This window comes from Mycobacterium sp. SM3041, assembly GCF_039668335.1.
Lineage (GTDB): Bacteria > Actinomycetota > Actinomycetes > Mycobacteriales > Mycobacteriaceae > Mycobacterium.
On sequence record NZ_JAYXBQ010000039.1, the window covers coordinates 1 to 20,874 of the forward strand.

The 20,874-nt window shown below is 59.5% G+C and carries 17 protein-coding genes; 11 read left to right on the top strand and 6 right to left on the bottom strand.

What is annotated here, in order from left to right:
* On the bottom strand, positions 1-310 hold a 310-nt coding region (locus tag VXD91_RS11010), incomplete at its 3' end, for a hypothetical protein (RefSeq protein ID WP_346415415.1).
* A gap of 234 nt (positions 311-544) precedes the next feature.
* On the opposite strand from VXD91_RS11010, the gene VXD91_RS11015 reads away from it, so the two are divergent.
* The 10 genes from VXD91_RS11015 to VXD91_RS11060 all read left to right on the top strand — a co-directional run bounded on the left by VXD91_RS11015 (position 545) and on the right by VXD91_RS11060 (position 13,178).
* Positions 545-1,999 (top strand): cytochrome P450, encoded by a 1,455-nt coding sequence (locus VXD91_RS11015; RefSeq protein WP_226519102.1) that lies wholly within the window; start codon positions 545-547, stop codon positions 1,997-1,999.
* Entirely contained in the window at positions 1,996-2,649 is a 654-nt protein-coding gene (locus VXD91_RS11020; protein WP_226519101.1) for a transglutaminase domain-containing protein, read from the top strand. Before VXD91_RS11015 ends, VXD91_RS11020 begins: the two co-directional genes overlap by 4 nt.
* A gap of 26 nt (positions 2,650-2,675) precedes the next feature.
* Positions 2,676-4,289 carry a fatty acid--CoA ligase gene (locus VXD91_RS11025; RefSeq protein WP_293021526.1) on the top strand — a complete coding sequence of 538 codons (1,614 nt, stop codon included), beginning with the start codon at positions 2,676-2,678 and terminating at the stop codon, positions 4,287-4,289.
* A gap of 66 nt (positions 4,290-4,355) precedes the next feature.
* Positions 4,356-5,477 carry an acyl-CoA dehydrogenase family protein gene (locus VXD91_RS11030; protein ID WP_226519100.1) on the top strand — a complete coding sequence of 374 codons (1,122 nt, stop codon included), beginning with the start codon at positions 4,356-4,358 and terminating at the stop codon, positions 5,475-5,477.
* A gap of 42 nt (positions 5,478-5,519) precedes the next feature.
* Positions 5,520-6,599: a BtrH N-terminal domain-containing protein gene (locus tag VXD91_RS11035; RefSeq protein ID WP_226519099.1), complete on the top strand. Its 1,080-nt coding sequence runs from the start codon at positions 5,520-5,522 to the stop codon at positions 6,597-6,599.
* 76 nt (positions 6,600-6,675) lie between these two features.
* Entirely contained in the window at positions 6,676-7,086 is a 411-nt protein-coding gene (locus tag VXD91_RS11040; protein WP_226522214.1) for an SCP2 sterol-binding domain-containing protein, read from the top strand.
* Positions 7,087-7,241: 155 nt separating this feature from the next.
* Positions 7,242-8,348 carry an NDMA-dependent alcohol dehydrogenase gene (locus VXD91_RS11045; RefSeq protein WP_226519098.1) on the top strand — a complete coding sequence of 369 codons (1,107 nt, stop codon included), beginning with the start codon at positions 7,242-7,244 and terminating at the stop codon, positions 8,346-8,348.
* 1,148 nt (positions 8,349-9,496) lie between these two features.
* Positions 9,497-10,855, top strand: coding sequence for an LLM class flavin-dependent oxidoreductase (locus VXD91_RS11050; RefSeq protein WP_293021512.1), 1,359 nt, complete (start codon positions 9,497-9,499; stop codon positions 10,853-10,855).
* Positions 10,852-11,928, top strand: coding sequence for a 2'-hydroxybiphenyl-2-sulfinate desulfinase (locus VXD91_RS11055; protein WP_226519096.1), 1,077 nt, complete (start codon positions 10,852-10,854; stop codon positions 11,926-11,928). The genes VXD91_RS11050 and VXD91_RS11055 overlap by 4 nt, the downstream gene beginning before the upstream one ends.
* Positions 11,925-13,178, top strand: coding sequence for an acyl-CoA dehydrogenase family protein (locus VXD91_RS11060; RefSeq protein WP_293021514.1), 1,254 nt, complete (start codon positions 11,925-11,927; stop codon positions 13,176-13,178). The genes VXD91_RS11055 and VXD91_RS11060 overlap by 4 nt, the downstream gene beginning before the upstream one ends.
* A gap of 109 nt (positions 13,179-13,287) precedes the next feature.
* Here VXD91_RS11060 and VXD91_RS11065 read toward each other — a convergent pair whose 3' ends face one another.
* From VXD91_RS11065 to VXD91_RS11085, 5 genes are all read right to left on the bottom strand, one after another.
* A complete protein-coding gene (locus tag VXD91_RS11065) occupies positions 13,288-14,568 on the bottom strand; it encodes a helix-turn-helix domain-containing protein (RefSeq protein WP_346415416.1) in 1,281 nt (426 codons plus the stop codon).
* Positions 14,569-15,437: 869 nt separating this feature from the next.
* A complete protein-coding gene (locus VXD91_RS11070; protein ID WP_346415417.1) occupies positions 15,438-16,034 on the bottom strand; it encodes a TetR/AcrR family transcriptional regulator in 597 nt (198 codons plus the stop codon).
* A gap of 605 nt (positions 16,035-16,639) precedes the next feature.
* Complete coding sequence (locus tag VXD91_RS11075) at positions 16,640-17,839, bottom strand: FAD-dependent oxidoreductase (protein WP_346415418.1); 1,200 nt, start codon at positions 17,837-17,839, stop codon at positions 16,640-16,642.
* Positions 17,836-19,224, bottom strand: a complete 1,389-nt coding sequence (locus tag VXD91_RS11080) for a cytochrome P450 (RefSeq protein WP_346415419.1) — start codon at positions 19,222-19,224, stop codon at positions 17,836-17,838. The genes VXD91_RS11075 and VXD91_RS11080 overlap by 4 nt, the downstream gene beginning before the upstream one ends.
* Before the next feature lie 21 nt (positions 19,225-19,245).
* Positions 19,246-19,566, bottom strand: coding sequence for a 2Fe-2S iron-sulfur cluster-binding protein (locus VXD91_RS11085; protein ID WP_346415420.1), 321 nt, complete (start codon positions 19,564-19,566; stop codon positions 19,246-19,248).
* Positions 19,567-19,680: 114 nt separating this feature from the next.
* Here VXD91_RS11085 and VXD91_RS11090 point away from each other — a divergent pair, with 114 nt between their 5' ends.
* The gene (locus tag VXD91_RS11090; protein WP_346415421.1) at positions 19,681-20,679 is read left to right on the top strand and encodes a helix-turn-helix domain-containing protein; all 999 of its coding nucleotides are present in this window, start codon (positions 19,681-19,683) and stop codon (positions 20,677-20,679) included.
* Positions 20,680-20,874 lie beyond the last annotated feature (195 nt).

Sequence of the window (20,874 nt, forward strand, 5' to 3'; positions counted from 1 at the left end):
CGCGTCTTTGATGTGCGGTGGGCTTGATCGCCGTCGTCGTTTGGAGACTGAGATTGCGGCACTGTCGATTGCCACCAGAACAGGAGGCAGGCTTAGCTGCGAAATTGCGCATCAGTGCTACTACGCGATGCCAAATACATCGGTAGATCGCGGTCCCATTGTTGCGGAAAACTGACGCACGACGATGAGTCTCGCTATGCAAAGGTTTGAGGCAACTATTGCCGTGGTCAGCTTGGGCACTCTGTGCCCAGTCGGCGCCGCGCACCGAGCGGTGAAATTTCGGCGCACGCAGGCCGGTATCGACGTTCATGTAACGGATCCTGACTCGGAAACCAGGCGAGCGTGGGCACTTCTTGCTGGAGCGTCAGCTGGTTGGTCTGAAGTCCAGCCTGGCGGTGTCAGTCGAACGGCATGTGACGAGGCCGAGATTCAGCCGCCGCTGACGACAAAATATCATATCTGTCTAGATATTGACATTTACATCCAATATGTAAAAACTGGTGGCGAGTGCGGTCAAGGTACGCCGTGACTGGGAGGAGCTGTTGTGAACCCGCTTGTTGAGCCTGTGATTGAAGCCAGAAGGAGTCTGTCGTCCGTCCTGCTTGCGCCAGCGCCGAGTGTCGTCGACGAGAGTTGGCGTCGATGGAGCCGAGGCTGGCCGGTCTGTGAACTCGCTGTTGTGCCACCCGGAAGTGGCTTGAAACCGGTGCTCGGCGATCCAGGCCTGCCTCTTGTCGGTCATACGCTCGACTACATCCGATTCGGATCGGATTTCAGCCGAGAGCGCTACGACCGTCTGGGTTCTGTGTCGTGGATGGGCGCGTTCGGCACCAAGTTGGTCGTCATCGCCGGTCCGGAGGCCACCCGGCAGGCCTTCACGAGCGAAGCCAAGGCATTTTCTCAGGATGGCTGGTCCTTTTTGATCGACTCCTTCTTTCATCGCGGTTTGATGCTCATGAGCTTTGATGAGCACTTGATGCACCGGCGCATCATGCAGGAGGCGTTTACGCGTCCGCGCCTGACCGGATATGTCGAGCAAATGACCCCACGCGTTCGCTCAGCAGTACCCGCGTGGCCGACGGGCTCGTCGGCTCGAATCTATCCACTGCTGAAGGAACTCACCCTCGATGTAGCCACCGACGTTTTCATGGGTGGCCGCGGCAAGGAGGAGAGTGATGCTGTCAACAAGGCGTTCGTCGCTGCGGTGCGTGCAGCGAGCTCCCTTGTGCGTGTTCCGCTTCCGGGAACTAGATTCCGCGCCGGCGTGCGAGGCCGGCGCGTCTTGGAGGATTACTTTTTCAGGCATCTGCCGGCCGCGCGAGCCGGTGAAACGGACGATCTGTTCGCTGCTCTTTGTCAAGCCACCACCGAAGACGGGGAGCGGTTCTCCGACGAGGATGTGGTGAGTCACATGATCTTCTTGATGATGGCGGCTCACGACACATCGACGATCACCACTACTGCGGTCGCCTATTTCCTCGCCAAGAATCCGGTGTGGCAGGAGGCAGCGGCGGCGGAAGCCGAGTCCGTCGGTGACGGGTTACCAGACATCGAGGCCCTAGAGAAGATGGCGGTTATCGATCTCGTGATCAAGGAAGCGCTCAGATTGGTTGCGCCTGTTCCGTTGGTGATGCGCAAGACGGTTCGCGATGTAGCCATCGACGGATATCACATCCCAGTGGGCACCGTTTGTGCCATTACAGCTGCGGTGAATCACTTCGATCGAACGATCTGGAGTGATCCTGAGCGGTTCGATCCTTCACGTTTTGACGAGCCTCGGCGCGAAGATCAACACCACCGGTTCGCTTGGGTACCTTTCGGGGGAGGAGCGCATAAGTGTATCGGCATGCAATTCGGAACTCTTGAGGTCAAAGCGATCCTGCACCGGATGCTGCGGTCGTTCATCTGGACGGTTCCGGAGAACTATCAGATCCGGTGGGACAACACCTCGCTTCCTGTTCCGGTGGACGGACTTCCGTTGGAGATGCGACGCCGATGACTGACGATTACAGGCGTTATCTCGAAACCACGGAATTTCTAGATTGGCAACATGATGCGGTACGTGACTTCGTGTCGTCGGCGATCCGGGGCGCCTCTGACGACATTACGAAAGCGATATGCATCTTTACCGCGGTCCGTGACTCCATTTGGTATGACCCCTACACAGTCACCGATAACCGGGACGCGTATCGCGCCAGTACTGTCGCGACATCAGGACGCGCCTACTGCGTCCCGAAGGCCGTGCTGTTGACGGCAGCGTGCCGAGCGGCTGGAATTCCGGCGCGGCTGGGGTTCGCCGACGTTCGAAACCACCTCCAAACCAAGACATTGCGTGAGCGGATGGGTGGTACAGACGTCTTTGTCTATCACGGTTACAGTCTCATGTTTCTCAACGGTGCCTGGGTAAAGGCCACTCCGGCGTTCAATCGTGAGTTGTGCGCGCGTTTCGGTGTCTCGCCGATCGATTTCGATGGTCGTAGCGATGCACTGCTACATGGGTTTACGGGTGACGGCACCCAGCACATGGAGTATCTGTGCGATCGAGGAGCATACGACGATCTACCCCTAGCGGACATCCTGCAAGCACTGAAATCGCATTACGGCAGTTTCATCGACCAGCCGAACAGCAGTCCCGACCTCTTCGCCTGAAAGGGCACTACACGATGCAAAGCACTATGCAAGATGTTCCCCTCACGGTCTCGGCAATCGTTCAGCATGCGGCAGCCATACACGGTGATAGCGAGGTCATCACTCAAACCGGAGCTGGTTATCGTAGGACTTCCTATCGCGAGATGCTGCCGCGAGTAGCTCAACTCGCCAACGCACTGCGCAGCCTTGGCGTCACTGCAGATCAACGCGTGGCCACCTTCCAATGGAGCAACCAGGAACATTTGGAGGCCTACTGTGCGGTTCCCTCCATGGGTGCGGTCCTGCATACCTTGAACCTTCGTTTGGCCCCAGATCAACTCGCGTACATCGCCAATCATGCGAACGACCAGATTGTGATAGTCGACGCGTCGGTCGCGCCGTTGCTGGCTGCCGTGCTCCCTGCGATGACGTCGGTGCACACCGTCATCGTCACAGGACAGGGCGACCTTGCCCCGTTGCAGGGAAGCGGAAAAACAGTTCTGTGTTACGAGGAAGTGCTTGCCGGCCAGGAAGAGTCATTTGAGTGGCCGGTTCTCGACGAGTTGTCTGCCGCGGCCATGTGTTACACCAGCGGCACCACGGGAGATCCCAAAGGCGTCGTCTATAGTCATCGTTCCACCTACCTGCACTCCCTGACCGCGTGCACAGCTAATGCGTTGTCGATCAGCGAGGCCGACCGTCTGTTGGCCATCGTTCCAATGTTTCACGCCAATGCGTGGGGGCTTGTCTATGCAGCGTTGATGTCCGGTGCGGATCTGGTGCTGCCTGACCGGTATCTCCAAGCCGAACCATTGGTATCGCTCATCGAAAACACCGGGCCGACCGTCGCTGGTGCGGTTCCGACGATCTGGAATGATGTCGACCGATATCTGGATTCGCATCCTGGGCGGGATATTTCTTCGCTACGTTTGGTCGCTTGCGGCGGATCGGCTGTTCCGATTTCGCTGATTCGTGGGTTTGAAGAAAAGTACAACGTGCCCATCGTGCAGGCATGGGGTATGACCGAAACGTCTCCGCTGGCTACCGTTGCACGTCCGAGTCGCGACGCTGACGAGACGAGACGATGGGAGATGCGGGCCAGTCAAGGTCGGCCGATCTGCGGTGTCGAAATCCGTCTGCGGGACGACGACGGTAAAGACGTGCCGTGGGACGGACAATCCGTTGGGGAGATTCAGGCGCGTGGGCCTTGGATAACCGGCTCATATTTCGGTGATTTCGACTCGGACAAATTTGACGAAGGATGGTTGCGTACCGGTGACGTCGGCCGCATCGATCCGGACGGATGCCTGACCCTGACGGACCGCTCAAAGGACGTGATCAAATCTGGCGGGGAATGGATCTCGTCGGTAGAACTGGAAAACGCGCTTATCGGTCATCCCTCAATCTACGAAGCAGCGGTCATCGGAGTTCCTGACGAAAAATGGCAGGAGAGGCCCTTGGCTCTTGTGGTAGTTCACCCAGGCTCTGAGGTGAACATTGACCAACTTCAGGTCTTTATCTCGCAGAAGGTTGCAAAGTGGTGGATTCCGGAGCGATGGTGTTTCGTTGCTGACATTCCACGTACAAGTGTTGGAAAGTATGACAAAAAAGCAATCCGTGCGAAACATGCGTCTGGACATTACAAAGTTAAGTACGTTTGATTCCCCTGAATATTTGCAGACTCGAGTTGTTGAAAGGAAATTGTGTCCACCTCAATGTCCCCATGGATGAATGCCGAATTGGTAGAGCTTCGCGACCTCGCAGCGAAGTTCTTGTCGGCCGAATTAGCGCCGCATGCGCAGCGCTTTGCCGACCAGCACCACGTCGACCGAGAACTGTGGAACCGGGCGGGTGAGCTGGGCTTGCTCTGCATGTCTATACCTGAGGAATACGGCGGAGGCGGTGGCACGTTCGCACACGAAGCGGTCGTGCTCGAAGAGCAGGCCCGCATCGGTGACAGTTCGTGGGGCGCTGGGCTGCACAGCGGAATCGTCGCGCACTACATCCTGCAGTACGCGACTGAAGAGCTGCGACGAGAATGGTTGCCTAAGATGGCATCCGGCGAACTCGTTGGAGCTATAGCAATGACTGAACCAGGTACCGGCTCGGATTTGCAAAGTGTCAAAACCAAAGCTGTACTGGCCGGAGACGAGTACGTCATCTCGGGCTCAAAGACCTTTATCACCAACGGCCAGCAAGCCGATCTGATAATTGTCGTTGCCAAAACCGACTCCAGTAAGGGCGCGGCCGGAATATCTCTCTTCGTAGTCGAAGCTGACCGGGCGGGGTTCCGGCGTGGCAAGGTTCTCGACAAGATCGGCCAACGCGGTCAGGACACGTCTGAGTTGTTCTTCGACGAAGTGAGGGTTCCGCGCTCGCATCTATTGGGCCAGACCGAGGGTCAGGGCTTCATTCAGCTCATGAACCAGTTGCCCCAAGAACGACTTATCGTCGCGGTGGGTGCAGTCGCGGCGATGGAGCTTGCCCTGGAGCAGACGCTTAACTACACGCGTGAGCGCGAGGCGTTTGGTCGGCCGGTCTTTGGCTTCCAGAACACCAAGTTCATTCTGGCTGAAGCCGCGACCGAAACGCGCATCGCAAGAGTGTTCCTCGACTACTGCATCGACCTGCACCTTGCGGGTCAACTCGACGTGCAGACCGTGGCTATGGCGAAGTGGTGGACCACGGAACGGGCTATGAAGGTCCTTGATGACTGTATGCAGCTGCACGGCGGATATGGCTACATGACTGAGTACCCCATCTCGAGATTGTGGGTGGATCAGCGCGTGCAAAAAATCTATGCCGGCACGAACGAGGTTATGAAGGAAATCATCTCTCGATCGCTGTGATCGACCGATCATTGACTTTTCTAAACAAATCTAGGAGTTCGAATGGCAACGGTGATTCTGCCCTATCGACATGAAGTTGCGGGCCATTGTGGTTCGGGTGCGTTACGTGACTTGACTGAGTGGGCGGGTATTCGTTTCGCCGGACACGTACCGGATGAAGGATTGGTTTTTGTGCTTGGCGGCGCATTGGACTTCTCCTACATCCGATCAGCGAAACTTCAACCGCCGGTCTATCTCGTTGGGCGTAGCGCCGATCTTGAAGACGAATACTTGAACCGATTGGGTGCACAGTTTGAGACTCGCGCGACCGATGACGCTGACCTTGGATGGAAATGGGTTACCGAGCAGCTCGACGCGGGCACGCCAGTCATGGTGTGGACGGACATCGCCGAATTGCCTTATCTGCGCGCGCGGCTGAACATGAGTCGGCACGACGTCGTGGTCGTCGGATATGATGATGCCCAAGAAGTCGCTTATGTCGTAGATAATGATCGCGATACTGTCCAGGCTGTTCCGTATGCAAATTTACGGCGCGCCCGTGCTTCGACTGGATTTCCAGTCCCGACCCGCAATACGACTTACATAGTCGAGTGGCCAGAGTCGGCACCCGACCTCAGGGTAGCTGCGTGCTCGGCGTTTCTTCGTAGCGCTGAAGCCATGGAAGGTGCCTACATTGGCGCACCCATTGCGTCGCTTTCCAGTTCCGAAATGCAGGTGAGCGGACTGGCTGGAATTTCGTCTTTCGTTGAGGATTTGAACCGGTGGCCGGACCTTTTCGATGATGATTGCCTCGAAGCGGCGTTGTTTGCGCTAAGCGCCCTTATTCAAAAGGCTGGAACGGGAGGCGGCCTGTTCCGGAGCCTCCAGGCGCAGGGTTGTCAAAAAGTAGCCGAACTACTCGATTTCGAACCTGCACAAGAAGCTGCCGACGCTGCTGCGGCCGCATCCCGACTTTGGACGGGCTTGGCGTCGATCGCTTATGACCCGGAGGCCGACCCCCGCCGTAGGGCCGCAGATGCTGCTTCTCTGGCGGCGCAGCTGCCGAGTGCCGAATGGGAGTTGGCGACCGCGCTGAGGGCTGCGGGAAATTCGCTTCGTGGACGACGAATCACGAGCGGATAAGGCTGCGGCAAATATGGTCGCGCGAAGATTCCCGGAACAACCATGTGGTCAATATGTCAATAGATGGAGGAAAGCAATGTCCGTTTTTGGTGATGAGGATGAGGTCTACCGCTACTTGGGTGGAATTTTCCGGCGAGGTTTAGAAAACGCAGAGCTTGCGACAAAGCTTGCTCGGTCCGGCGTGGTATTGCGCATTCACTACACCGATCCTGATGCGATAGTAACCGTGGACATGCCAAACAAATTGATCGAGACTGGCGCCGCCAGCGCCGCTACGCCGAACGTCGAACTATTTATGACTGCCGACACTGGCAATAGGTTTTGGCTGGGCAAGGTAAATCTGACGGTGGCCATGGCTAAAGGGAATGTCAGGGCCAAAGGCCCTGTAGCCAAGTTGGTGAGACTAATACCGCAGGCCAAGAATCTCTTTCCAGAGTACCGTGCAATGCTGGAAGCGGAGAAACGCCAAGATCTTTTAAGTGCTTGATGTGGCAAGTCAATCGGCGCTGTCGTAGCTTCAACCGTATTCTTCGTTGAGATTCCCCGTGGTCGCGGTCGCATAGTAACCTCGCTTTGGGGTAGTGCTCAACGCTAAATTAGGTATTTACTAAACATTGTTGCCACCGAAAGGACATATTCAACGTGAAGACACGTGCTGCGGTATTGTGGGGTCTGGGTCAGAAATGGGAAGTCGAAGAGATTGACCTCGACCCTCCGGGTGCTGGCGAGGTACTTGTACGCCTTGCGGCCACGGGGCTGTGCCATTCTGATGAGCATCTCGTAACCGGTGATCTGCCAATCCCGCTGCCGGTTGTCGGTGGCCACGAAGGTGCCGGCACAGTTATTGAGTGTGGCGTGGGCGTTGATGAGTTCGCCGAAGGCGATTCCGTTATCTTGACTTTCCTGCCCTCGTGCGGTCGGTGTTCCTACTGTGCCCGCGGTATGGGGAATCTCTGCGAACTCGGAGCCGCGCTGATGATGGGGCCGCAACTCGATGGCACCTACCGGTTCCATGCTCGAGGCGAAGATGTCGGACAAATGTGCTTGCTGGGGACGTTTTCCGAGTATACCGTGGTGCCGAAATCGTCACTGGTAAAAATAGACGGTGGAATTCCCCTCGACAAGGCAGCATTGATCGGTTGCGGCGTTACGACCGGCTATGGTTCGGCTGTACGGACCGGAGAGGTGCGCGCCGGCGACACTGTTGTGGTCGTTGGTGCAGGCGGTATCGGAATGAATGCGATTCAGGGTGCGCGCATCGCTGGAGCGCTCACGATCGTGGCCGTCGATCCCGTGGAATTTAAGCGGCAGCAGGCCCGGGATTTCGGCGCGACACACACCGCAGCTTCAATGGACGAAGCGTGGTCAGTCGTTAGTGACGTCACGTTCGGCAAATTGGCCGATGTATGTATTCTCACCACGGACATCGCCGAAGTGTCCTACACGGGCGAGGCGCTCGCTTTGGTTGGAAAGCGCGGGCGCGTTGTGGTTACGGCCATCGGGCACCCTGACGACACGTCGATAACTGGATCCCTGCTTGAGATCACGCTCTACGAGAAGCAAATTCGTGGTGCGCTCTATGGTTCGTCAAACGCGCCCCACGATATTCCGCAGTTGGTCGAACTTTATGCCGCCGGGCAGCTGAAGCTTGATGAGTTGATTACCCAGGAATACTCATTGGATCAAATTAACGATGGGTACGATGACATGCGATCCGGAAGAAATATTCGCGGACTCATCCGATTTTGACATTTGACCGCACGGGATTGGGTCACGTCGTTGCCGCTACGGATTTTCATGCAGGGGCTTGGTCTCGGGCTCGGTGAAGGTCGCCACGACTGGCCTGGTGAAGCCGCAGCGGGTAAATACTCACGCGCCGCGTAGCTTCGCCAGGTGCAGACGCGCATCAAACTCCGCGATCAAGAAGCCGAGTTGACTCACTGCGCAGTCAGTTACCTGTCCCGCGACGTCAACCCACAATGATGAACCCGCTACTCCTCGAGCTTTCCGATGACAGCGTTCCCGACATGGTGGCCTGCCGGGTTTTTGGATCTCCACTCAAGCGTTCTATACGAGGCGCAGAGAAACTTGTTTCGCAGCGCGATTGGGATGATGTAAATCTGATCAACGCAGGCCGTGAGATCCACGCCCACGGCCCCACCTTCGGACAATGATTTATCGCTGACGAGTTGCCCAGGTGCGGGATCAGCGCCGGCGAGAGCCGTGTCGCTCTACTGTGCTCGAAGGAGCGTATCTTGTTGTCCTCGTCAAGATTCGTGGGTTGAATCGTCGATCAGGTCCGTAAGTTCATGGCGGCCTCGTGCAGCGTCAGTTCGATGCTCAGTCCCCAAATCCATTGTGGTTGGCCAACCTCACAGAGCGCCGCACCACGAACGCCAGCTCTATCTGTGTATTCCATAAAAGAGGTTCTTTCCAAACGGATCGTGGGCTATCGATCGAAGCGCGCAAGAAGTCCACGCTCGGGTTGGCCGCACTCGATTGTTCATCGGGGCAGAGGCAGCGATTCCGCCGATCCGTTAAAGCATTGTTATGCAAACAATTACGCCGATCGCGGTGCTCAGTGCGCGGGTCGCCTGCGGAGAAACGCGCCTCGCATTGACCCAGCCTCCCGGCGATTCGACGCCACCGTGTCACGTGTTGAACAGCAAACCCGACCCCGGTTGGCGCGCCACTACGTTAAGTTCCATTTCGCCCCGGGGATTCGTACAAATCCGTCCTGAGAATTGTTGTTGGCAAGCGTCTTTCGTCGTGAGGCCGGATGTCCGTGCCACGCGCCGATAGACCCCGAGAACGCCGGGTCATAGCCGTCCGCCCCCATGCAATCACGCCGCTTTTAACCCTGTCCGTTGTGGTCGGCAGCGCGCATGCTCGTATACATGTCCCGACCAAGACACATGCACCTCGCCGGCTTCTTCTCCGCGGGAAACGTCACCCACGCTCACGGCGCCTGGCGGCACGTCGGCGCAACGAACGAGTTTCTTAGCGGGCGGTACTACAAGGAGATCGCCAGGACGCTCGAACGCGGGAAGTTCGATCTGCTGTTCCTGCCCGACGCTCTCGCGATCGAAGACAGCTACGGGCACAATCTTGAAACCGGCGTCGGACTGGGCGGCCAGGGCGCTATTGCGTTGGAGCCGACCAGCGTTGTAGCGACGATGGCCGCCGCGACCGACAAGCTCGGACTCGGGGCGACCGTATCGACCACCTACTACGCGCCGTATCACGTTGCACGAGTGTTCGCGACGCTGGACAACCTCTCCGACGGACGAGTCTCGTGGAACGTGGTCACCTCCCTCAACGACTCCGAAGCCCGCAACTTCGGTGTTGACGAACACCTCGAACACGACCAGCGGTACGACCGCGCCGACGAGTTCCTGGAGGCGGTGAAGAAGCTGTGGGCGTCCTGGTCAGACGACGCGCTGTTATTGAACAAGGCGGGCGGCCAGTTCGCGGACCCGAAGCGGGTGCGTTACGCCGACCACCGGGGCACGTGGCTGTCGGTGCGCGGTCCGCTGCAAGTGCCCAGATCCCGGCAAGGTGAGCCCGTGATTCTGCAAGCCGGTTTGTCACCGCGTGGACGTCGCTTCGCCGGCCGCTGGGCGGAGGCGGTGTTCAGCATTTCGCCCAACGTCGACGTCATGCGCGCGACGTATGCGGACATCAAGTCCAACGTCGCCCTAGCCGGACGTGACCCTGACCAGACAAAGGTCTTCACCGCGGTGATGCCCATTCTGGGCGAGACCGAGGCCATCGCCAACGATCGACTCGAATACGTGAACTCGCTGGTACACCCTGAAGTGGGGTTGTCGACGCTGTCGAGCCACAGCGGCGTCGACCTGTCCGCGTACCCGTTGGATACCAAATACTCCGATATCGTCGGCGATCTGGGCGACCGTCACGTCCCCACCATGTTGCAGATGTTCTCCGCTGTCGCCGGCGGTGCGGATCTGACGCTCGCCGAGCTCGGCCGCCGCTACGGTACGAACGTCGGGTTCGTTCCCCAGTGGGCGGGAACGGCCGAGCAGATCGCCGACCTGCTGGTCGACCACTTCGAGGCGGGCGCGGCCGACGGTTTCATCATCTCCGCCGCTCATCTTCCCGGCAGTTACGACGAGTTCGTGGACCAGGTGGTGCCACTCCTTCAGGAACGCGGGGTGTTCCGCGCCGATTACGAGGGAACGACGCTTCGGGAGCACTTGGGCCTCGATGTACCCGACGCGGAGGCGGTCGCATGACGACGGGCGTCGAGCGCGATGTTCTCGCGTACAGCAATTGCCCCGTGCCGAACGCGCTCCTGACCGCTCTGGAATCCGGTCGCCTGACACGGGAAGGCATCTCACTCGAAGTGCTCACCGGCAGCCAGGGTGATCTGCACTTCACCTACGACCACCCGCAGTACACCCGCTTCGGTGGCGAAATCCCACCGCTGGTCAGCGAGGGACTGCGGGCACCGGGCCGAACACGCCTTCTCGGTATCACCAGATTCGTTGGACGACAGGGCTTCTACGTGGCCGCGGGTAGCCAGGTAACCGATGCTGCCGGGCTTGCCGGCCGACGCGTCGGCGTCTCGTCAGCGGCGGTCCGCATCCTGCGACGGGAACTGGGTGATTACCGGCGACTCGATCCATGGAACCAGACCCTGACCGCTCTCGGCACATGGGAAGCTCGCGGCCTCCTTGCAACGCTGAGTCGCGGTGGCCTCGAACTCGGCGACGTCGAACTCGTCGCCATCGAAACACCGGGGGTCGACCTGCCGCCGGATCAACTTCACTCATCGTCGAGTATCAAGGGTGCGGACCTGTTCCCCGCCGTCGCTTCGCATCAGTCCTCCATCTTGGCGTCCGGCACGGTAGACGCACTCTTCAGCTGGTTGCCGTGGGCAGCGGAACTGGAGGATCTCAGCGGCGCACGGATCGTCTCGGACCTCAGCGACGACGACCGCAACATCTACGCCAGCGTGTGGACGGTGAGCGCGCGATTGATCGACGATCGACCGGATCTGGTGCAGCGACTGGTCGACGCGGCCGTCGACGCGGGACGGTGGGCCCGTGATCATCACGACGAGGTAGTGGCCATTCACGCCGAGAATCTCGGCGTTGCACAGTCGGCCATCGGACGGGGCTTCGGTGCGGACTTCAACAAGCATCTCGGCCCCGCACTCGACGACGAGTCGTTCACGATTCTCGAGCAAACCCAGCGGTTTCTGCTGGACCGTCAGCTCATCGATCGCGCCACCGACCTAGAACAGTGGTCCGCCCCCGACTTCCTCGCCGACAGCATCAAACGATTGACCACGATAGGAGCATGACGATGACATTAACCACCGACGCACACCACAAGGGTGCACAGGCGCTCGCCGATCCCGTCGCGGTCGCCAAGGACCTCGCCTCCACCTGGACCGACGGTCTGCTTGAACGCGACCGCGCCGGCGGCTCAGCCACGGCGGAGCGAAATGCTCTGCGGGACAGCGGACTCCTGTCCCTCGCCGTTCCGCAGGAGTTCGGTGGCTGGGGAGCGTCATGGTCGACGGTCTTCGACGTCATCCGCGAGATCGCCAAAGTGGACGGCTCCCTCGGTCACCTGTTCGGCTATCACATCGTGGACATCGCCTTCGTCGAACTACTGGGTTCGACCGAGCAGAAGGAGTCGACCTACCGCGAGGTGGCACAACACAATCGGTGGGCGGGCAACGCGTCGAGTGAGAACAACAGCCACGTCCTCGATTGGAAGGTCCGCGCGAAGCCGGTGGCGGACGGTGGGTATCGGTTCGACGGCGTCAAACACTTCAGCAGTGGTGCAAAGGGTTCCGATCTGCTCCTCGTGTTCGGTGTCGTTCAGGACGACTCGCAGCAGCAGGGGGCGATCATCACGGCGGTGATCCCCACCGATCGAGCGGGTGTCGTCGTCAACGACGACTGGGACGCGCTCGGCATGCGCCGAACCGACAGCGGCACTACCGAATTCCATGACGTCGAGGTGCGCGCCGATGAGGTGCTCGGCGGTCCGAACGCCGTGCTGAGCGCTTTCTTCCAGTTCCAGCGAGGCAGTCTCTTCGGCCCCCTGGTGCAGCTGGCCTTCGTCAACGTGTACCTCGGCATTGCGCGGGGAGCCCTCGACGCAGCCGCCGAGTACACCCGCACTCAGGCAAGGCCGTGGACACCGGCTGGCGTGACCCAAGCAGTTGAGGATCCATACGTTATCCGCACCTACGGCGAGTTCGGCATCGCATTGCAAGGCGCCGATGCCGCCGCGCGCGAGGCCGCGCGAGTTTTTGAGACGGTGTGGAACAAGGGCGATCAACTGTCGGCGGAGGATCGAGGAGAACTGATGGTTCTGGTGGCGGGCGCCAAAGCGCTGGCATCGCAAGCCGCACTTGACATCACCAGCCGGATCTTCGAGGTCATCGGAGCCAGGGGGACGCATCCGCGTTACGGCTTCGATCGCTTCTGGCGCAACATCAGGACCCACACCCTGCACGATCCGGTGGCGTACAAGATCGCCGAGGTGGGGAATCATGTGTTGAACGGCGCCCATCCGTTACCGGGATTTACATCATAGGTGCGGCCACCGCGTCGCGATGTTTGATGTTTGCCGGGCAGACAAACGTGATTCCACGCGGTTGTAGCTTGGAGACAGATGACCTCAAGGGAATCGCGTGACTCCCAAGCTAATGGGTATGACCATCCGAGTTGAGCACTGCTGCTCCGAACAACTCGCACATTTCTAAGGCGATCTCGACATCGAGCCGGTCGTCGGTTAGGGGGCGGCCCCGTCGCTGGGCTGCACGCCCTACTCGGTACTTGACCGTATTGCTGTGCAGGTGCAGCTTTTCTCCCGCTGACTTAAGGCTGGCTCCCGAACGGAGAAAGACTTTCGCTGTTTCACGGAGTTTTAGGTCGGCTACAGAGTTGCAAGCGAGGGGCCCGAGGGTATCGCGGACGAACATGCTCATCGCATCAATGTCATTGACGAGCAGAGAGCCAAGCGCAACCCCCGGATCGGCCGCGCTGATGAAGCGGTGCTCCGCACCTTCGGCCGCAATAGCGACTAGACGAGCCCGTTCCGCCTGGCGATGTGATCGCCGAAATCCGTCGATACCGGCGAGCGGTGTTCCTACGGCGACGTTGGGCACGTCCTGCTCTGACTCTATGAACCTGCGGAGGTGGGCCACCGCAGTCTCGTCGTTCACCGCAATCCAGGCCCACCCCACCAAACGGTCCACGGACAGATGCAGGGCGGACACGGCCCCCACCGCACGTGATGCACGTTTCAGGAGTCTCTTGGTCGTCTCCGGTTGTGCATCGTGGTCCTCTCGCGGGCGATCCCACCACAGGACGATCGCGGTATGCAGGGCGTCCAGTGGATACTGGATCATCTCGGACGTCGTGGCGATGTTGACGTCCATGCCTGCGAGAACGTCGCGTACTACCTGTGTGCGAGCTCCGCGACGATGCTCTTCCCACACCGTGTGCTCTTCTTGATACGTGCTCAGTAGCTGTTCGGAAACGCAGTCAATGTAGCCGAACGACACTCGCGTGATGTGTTCGTAGAGATCGAGCTTCAGTTCTGGTGACAGATTCGACCGTCTGATCTCGTCGATCACGAATCGCAGTCCTTGCTGATGACCCAGTCGATAAGCCCGCAGCAGGGAATTGGCCGGTACTCCACGCTGTGCCATCCTGCGGGCATGTTCAAGCGCCGCTGCGGGTGGTTCCACAATTGCGATCGGGATGTCGTAACGGAGGGTCGAAAACCAGGTTTCGACGTTCGCCGCGACAGTCTCGATGAGAAGATCTTCGAGTTGACCGTCCCCACTTAGCTCTGCGACCTCGGCCGCCAGAAGCCGCTGGATCAGATCCGGTAGATCGCGCAATTGCTGCCCCAGGCCACCGAGTACCTCGGCGACGTGAACGGGCATCGCCCTGTCAGAAGCGGGGTGAACCACCATGGGTCCATGATAGGCGCTACCTTTGTCTACTGGCGACAAACATTTCCTCGGCATTCATCGATAACCTACGTAGCTCTAGTTGAGCCACCGCGTTAATGTGGAAATCGCTGTTCCCGGCGGTGACCGGCGGATTTCAGTAATCGATATCGTGCGGCTCGCCTCATCGTAGGAGGACCTTTATGTCATTCATCGCAGCTTTCACTGTGTTGGCATGCGTTGCCGGCATAAGTCGGCCTGTTGTTGCCTATGTTGGCTCGCGTCCGGATGTCGGGCGAGCACTCGCTTCGATCGGTGACGACTGGTTGGCAGTCGACCATGCTCGGGACAACCCACCGTTGTAGACGGAGACTGCCCACTGATCAACGGCCGGCAATAGGCTTGTAGTCAGCTCTTGCGCAGCGTCAAGCGAGTGCGCCTTCGCCACCATCTGAGCCGTGCGCCGGGCTACTTGCAGTGCCAGGTGGTCTCTGACGTGCGTTGAATCTGAAGTCGAATTAGTGCCAGTGATGACCCGACGTGCGGTCACGGCCGAGTATGCGGCAGCTGGTGCACGGCGTTCCCGCGCCGACTCGTGTCGCTATAATTTACGGCCGCACGGTTCAGCCAATGATTTCACGCAAAGCAACGCTCTGGCTCGCCCACCTGGTGCAGCTGGCACTGACCGGTCTGGCCATGCTCATCAACTATGTCGCGCGACATCGCTTTTCGCACCCGCAGCCTACCAGCGGGTGATCGATCAACTGACATAGTCTCATTTGGTGACGTAGACCCTCGTTGCTTCGCCGACGATCGCCGCTGTTGCAAGAACTTCCGGCGGGTCGGGAAAATTGAGCATCACGGTTCGGGCACGCAGTAATGGTCTTCATCATCTAAACTCGAGCGACACCAAGAACGGCATGCCCCAAATCGGCAAGTAGAACCGAAATGCGTTCGGCGGCCATACCGGTTTCGCGGTATTGCAACGTCGACTGAATCGCTCCAATTGCGCCGTGGACTACAGCTCGTAATCCTGTCTCGTCAAGTTCGGGGCGGAGCTCACTGAGGACGTGCACCCACTCCTCGAGATATAGACGCTGTTTGCGACGTAACTGACTGCGCTGCTGCGCGGCCAGATTGTGAAATTCGCGGTAGTAGACGATGGCGAGTTCGCGTTGGTCCAAAACGAGCGCTACATGGTCCGCGACGAGGGCGGTCAGTGCCTCGGCGTCGTCACGGCTCTGTTCGACGATCGAGGAAGCACGCTGCAGTAGCGTGTCGATCACTTGCTCGAATAGCGCCGCCAGCAAGCCTGCCTTGCTTTCGAAGTGTCGGTAAATCGCCGGACCGACGACGCCGGCGGAATCGCCGATATCGGCCATCGATGCGGAATGATATCCGCGGTCCGCGATAATCTGCGCGGCTGCCGTCAGAATCCGCGCTCGACGTTCATCGCCCCTTCTGCGACCGTAGGCGACCGTCAGACTCATAGCCGACCTTCCTTTCGCGGAAAAGGGTGGTTGTCTGGACCGTGCACGACGCCTGCGGAGTCGAAGCACCGCCCGTGATGTTAGCATTGATTCACTTACTCAAGCTGAACCTCCCGACATCAGCACCGAACGTGAATTGTGCTCCGAACGACTTGGCCTGCGAGGCTTTCTCGTCTGTAAGAAGCGCGCTACGTGCAATTCGCGGACGGGCCAGCGCGAATCATCAATGTGCGTTTCAGACGTCGCTGGACCGCATGACATCGCCGTACATCTAGGCATGTCGCGCTCGAAGGTCGAGGCGTTGCTTGGCCGCTACTGGATGGCTCCAGGCCAGAACACCAGGTTTGGTGGTGCGCCGAACCACACCATATCGCTGTGAGCACTCCGAGCCCGGGACCTGGTGCGTCTCGATGATCAAAAAGCCGGGCCGCCATGTCAGCGCAACCACAGCGGCGTGGAATACGCCAACGTCAATCACGCGGTCGATGAGCACTCGCGGGTGACGTATAAGGAGACCGGGACTGCCCCCGGATTGGACGACTCCTCACCAGTGAGGAGTCGTCCTTGCTGAGCTGATCAACCCCCGTTCCGAGACGTTTGGCGGTTCAAGCTGAACCGGCGAGCAGTTCGGCGCGGTCGGTGGGAAGACGTTTGGTGATGGCCTGTTTAGCAAGCATGAAATCGCGTGGTCGATTGACGCAGTCGGCGGCGATGAGTTCGCCATCGCGGAAGTAAAAGCAACTGAATTCTCTATGGTGCGATGGTTCGCCGCTGAGTACGACTTCGTCGTATCCGGTGTTCAGACCGGCGATCTGGAGTTTGAGGTCGTACTGGTCGGACCAGAACCACGGTAGCGCAGCGATGGCGCTGCGCTTCCCGCAGATGGTCGCCGCGGCGATCTTGGCCTGCTCGCCGGCGCTCGGCACCGATTCCAGCCGAATGCGTGAACCGTATCGGGCCATCACGTGGCTGGTGCAGTCGCCGGCGGCCACGATGTCCGGATCGCTGGTGCGGGCCCGGTCATCGATCGCGATGCCGTTGTCGACGGATAATCCTGCGGCTGAAGCGAGTTCGGTGTTGGGTACCACGCCGATACCGACGATCACCACATCGGCAGGAAGTGATGCGCCGTCCGCCAGCACTACCTCTCGCACGTTGCCGTTGCCGGTGAAGGCTTCGACGAGGGCCTGAGTTCTGATGTCCACGCCCGCGTCGCGGTGGATCCGCGTGAAGAACGCGGACACTTCCGGCGCGGTGACCCGTTCAAGTACACGATCCGTCGCCTCCAGGACAGTGACCTGCATGCCCAGCGAACACAACGAGGCCGCTGTCTCCAACCCGATGTAGCCGCCCCCCACGATTACGACCCGATGGCCGGGTACAGCAGCTGCTCGGATCGATTCGACGTCAGCCGCAGTGCGCAAGTAGTGAATCCCGCGAAGGTCCGCCCCCGGAATCGGCAGTTGCCTAGCCCTCGCGCCGACACACAACGCGAGCTTGGTATAGCTCACCGTGTCGCCCGTATCCAATAACACGCGCCCCGCAGCCCGGTCGATCGAATCCACGGTCGAGTGCACAAGCTTAATGTCCTGCTTGGGGTAGAAATCGGCACTGCGGATCAGGAGTTCGTCGAGGTTGCTCTTACCGGCCAGGTAGGTCTTCGACAACGGCGGACGGTGATATGGCAGTTTCCCCTCATCCCCGATCAGGACGATCTCGCCTGCCCAACCGTCACGCCGGAGATTGCCCGCCAGCTGCGCGCCGGCGTGGCTGGCTCCGACGATCACCGCCCGTTCGGGCGTCATGCACTCTCTTTAGGGGTGAGGCGGACCATCAACTTGCTGATGCCCCGAATGAAATTCGATTGCACGTACTCAGGCTTGCCGATGACCTCGATGTTCTCGAAGCGTGGGAGCAGTTCCTCCCACAGGATCCGCAGCTGAAGCTCGGCGAGCCGGTTGCCCATGCACCGGTGCACGCCGAACCCGAAGGCGATGTGATTGCGGGCGTTGCTTCGATCGATGATCAACTCGTCGGGCCGCTCGAAGACACGCTCATCCCGATTGCCCGAGGCGTACCACATCACCAGCTTGTCGCCCTTGCGGATGAACTGCCCGTTCAGCATGGTGTCCTTCTTCGCGACGCGCCGCATGTACGCTAAGGGGGTCTGCCACCGGATGATCTCGGGAACCATTCCGGGGATCAGGTCGGGATTCGCCTTCAGTTTCTCGAACTGGTCGGGGAACTCGTTGAGGGCCAGCACCCCGCCACTCATCGAGTTACGCGTGGTGTCATTGCCCCCGATGATGAGCAGCAGCAGGTTGCCCAGAAACTCCATCGGGCGGTCGATGAGATCTTTCGTTTCGTCGTTGCTCTGCAGCATCGCGATCAGATCGAATCCGGGCTCTTCCCCGCGGGCCGTTCGAGCCGCCTTGTCGCGCCAGAGCGCACCGAGCTCCTGCGCCATATCAACCATGCCGCGGAAAATCTCGTCGTTGTCGGACGGACCACCGTTGGCCTGCTCCATGGAGCCGGCCAGATCCGACCACTCCACCAGCTTGCGGCGCCGCTCGTACGGGAAGTCCAACAGCGTCGCCAGCATGCGTGCGGTCAGCTCGACGGAGACGTTCTGTACCCACTCGAACGGCTCGTTCACCGGCAGGTCGTCCAACACCTCCCGAACGCGTGAGCGGATCAACCCCTCCATCTCACGCAGGTTCTTCGGCGCCACAACTCCCTGAACGGTGGCGCGCTGGCGGTCGTGGCGCGGCGGGTCCATCGCGATGAACATCGCGACGTCCATGAAGCGGGGCGGAGTGCCGATGATGATGAACGGTTCCGCCGAGAACACCTCGTGGTTCTTGTCCACGGCGATGATGTCCTCGTGCCGGGTCACCGACCAAAACGGACCGAACGGACTCTTCGCCTGGTAATGGACCGGAGCCTCGTTGCGCACCCGCTCGAAGTAGGACTGCCAGCGACCCTGACGGTAGAGGAACGGGTTGCTGAGATCGATATCAGCCAAGTCGACGTCCTCGACCGGAGGGATGGGGGTCTCGGTGAACAACTTCTGGCCGTTCGTCCCGGTGATCAACCGGCGCATCTTGTCGTAGCCGTGAGCGCCCCTCAGTTGCATCTTCACGGGCAGCGTGGACTGGACTTTCGCGGTGACTGCTGAGGAAATACTCATCTTTTACTCCCCTCTCGTGGTTTACAGTTGGAATTCGGGCAGTTCGACGGTCAAACCGTCCCAAGCCTCAGACGCGACCATCTGGCACGACAGTCTCGAAGTTGGTTGACGCTCGGGATGCATGCTGAGCATGTCTTCTTCGATCGCTCCCGAGCTACCCACCTTGTCAGACCACTCGTGGTCCACGATCACGTGGCACGTGCCGCAGGCGGCTTCCCCGCCGCAATCGCCGTCGATTCCGGGTACCGCGTTGTTCAGCGCGATCTGCATTAACGATTGACCCTCGACAAGGGTCGCTTCGTACGACTCACCATCGTGAGAGACAAAGGTTACGACTGCCATAACTGCCCGTCCTTTACTCGCGTATCCACCTTCCAATTGTTGCCGTGAGCAATCGGTATCGCTATGTTCGAAGCAGTCAGAGAAGTGTGGATTTAGCTCACAAGGGGGTGGGCTGTGGAGTTCGAAGACGCGGGCATGCCAGCGCTGGCTTTCCTTCAGATGCTCGACAGCGACGCGCTCGGGCGTGAGGCGGTGGACGCTCTCCGTGACATCATGGTTCGAGAGCACGTCAACGAGTCGATGTTGGTCGGACCCGACGCACAGGTCCCCTTAAGATGGTTTAAAGAGATATATCCCGATTTCAACGTTGATCACGGCACCCGTCTGGGTTTCGCATTCGCTGAACATGCCAAACTGACGTCATTCGGGGCACTCAGCGTTCCCCTGGTCAGTGCGGGCTCCGTAGCCGAGGTCGTCGAGTTGCTGGCCTATCTGCCAGTGATAACGACTGCCCTGAGCCCGTCGTTCCACTCGACTGAACGCGGACTAACGATCGGGCTCACGGGCCGCACAGGTGACGTTGGCCTGAATTGTCTGGCCGTTACCTACGGCGGACTCGCATTGCTGCGGATGCTCAACATGCTAGCCGGTGCTGTACCCAGTGTTGAACTGCATCTAAGTCAGTCAGCCCCGGGTGGCTGGGTTTCGGACAAGGAAACGCCGACCGGGCGCCTCTTCTTCGGCGCCCCTACCTCGTTTATTCACGTACCCGTGGACACGCTTGACGAGGTCTGTCGATTCTCGGATCCTGTTGCGTATCGGATTGCCGTCGCCGACCTGCAGCGCGTTCTCGACCGGCAGCGTGATGCGTCGTTCACTGAGCAAATAAGACAGCTTCTGGAGAAGGATCTCGCACAGGCGAGCAGCAGCCGTGCCGCAGGCGAGCTCTCGATGTCCACGAGCACCTTGAAACGGCGCCTCTCGGAGGAGGGGACCACCTTCCGCGAGTTGCGTCAGACCTTCATGCAGGAGCGGGCGATCGTGCGACTCCTCGACCGATCAGTGTCGGTAAGCGAGATCGCGGCAGAGCTCGGCTACACCGACCCCACAAACTTCATACACGCTTTGAAACGCTGGACCGGTCGGTCCCCCAGCTATTTCAGACGCCCTTGAATTGTTTGGCTTCCATATGCTCGCCGATCCCGGCGGGAACGCGGCTCTCATCGACTTCGGTTCGCGCTGCGCCTTGTGAGTCGCGGCTTGAACTCGTTTCAGCCCGAAATGGCCATTGTGCTCGTCACCCGAGTAGCGGGCGCCCCTCGGAAACAACAGCGCAGCAAGGTCGAAAGTGGTGACGAGTCCCGGCCC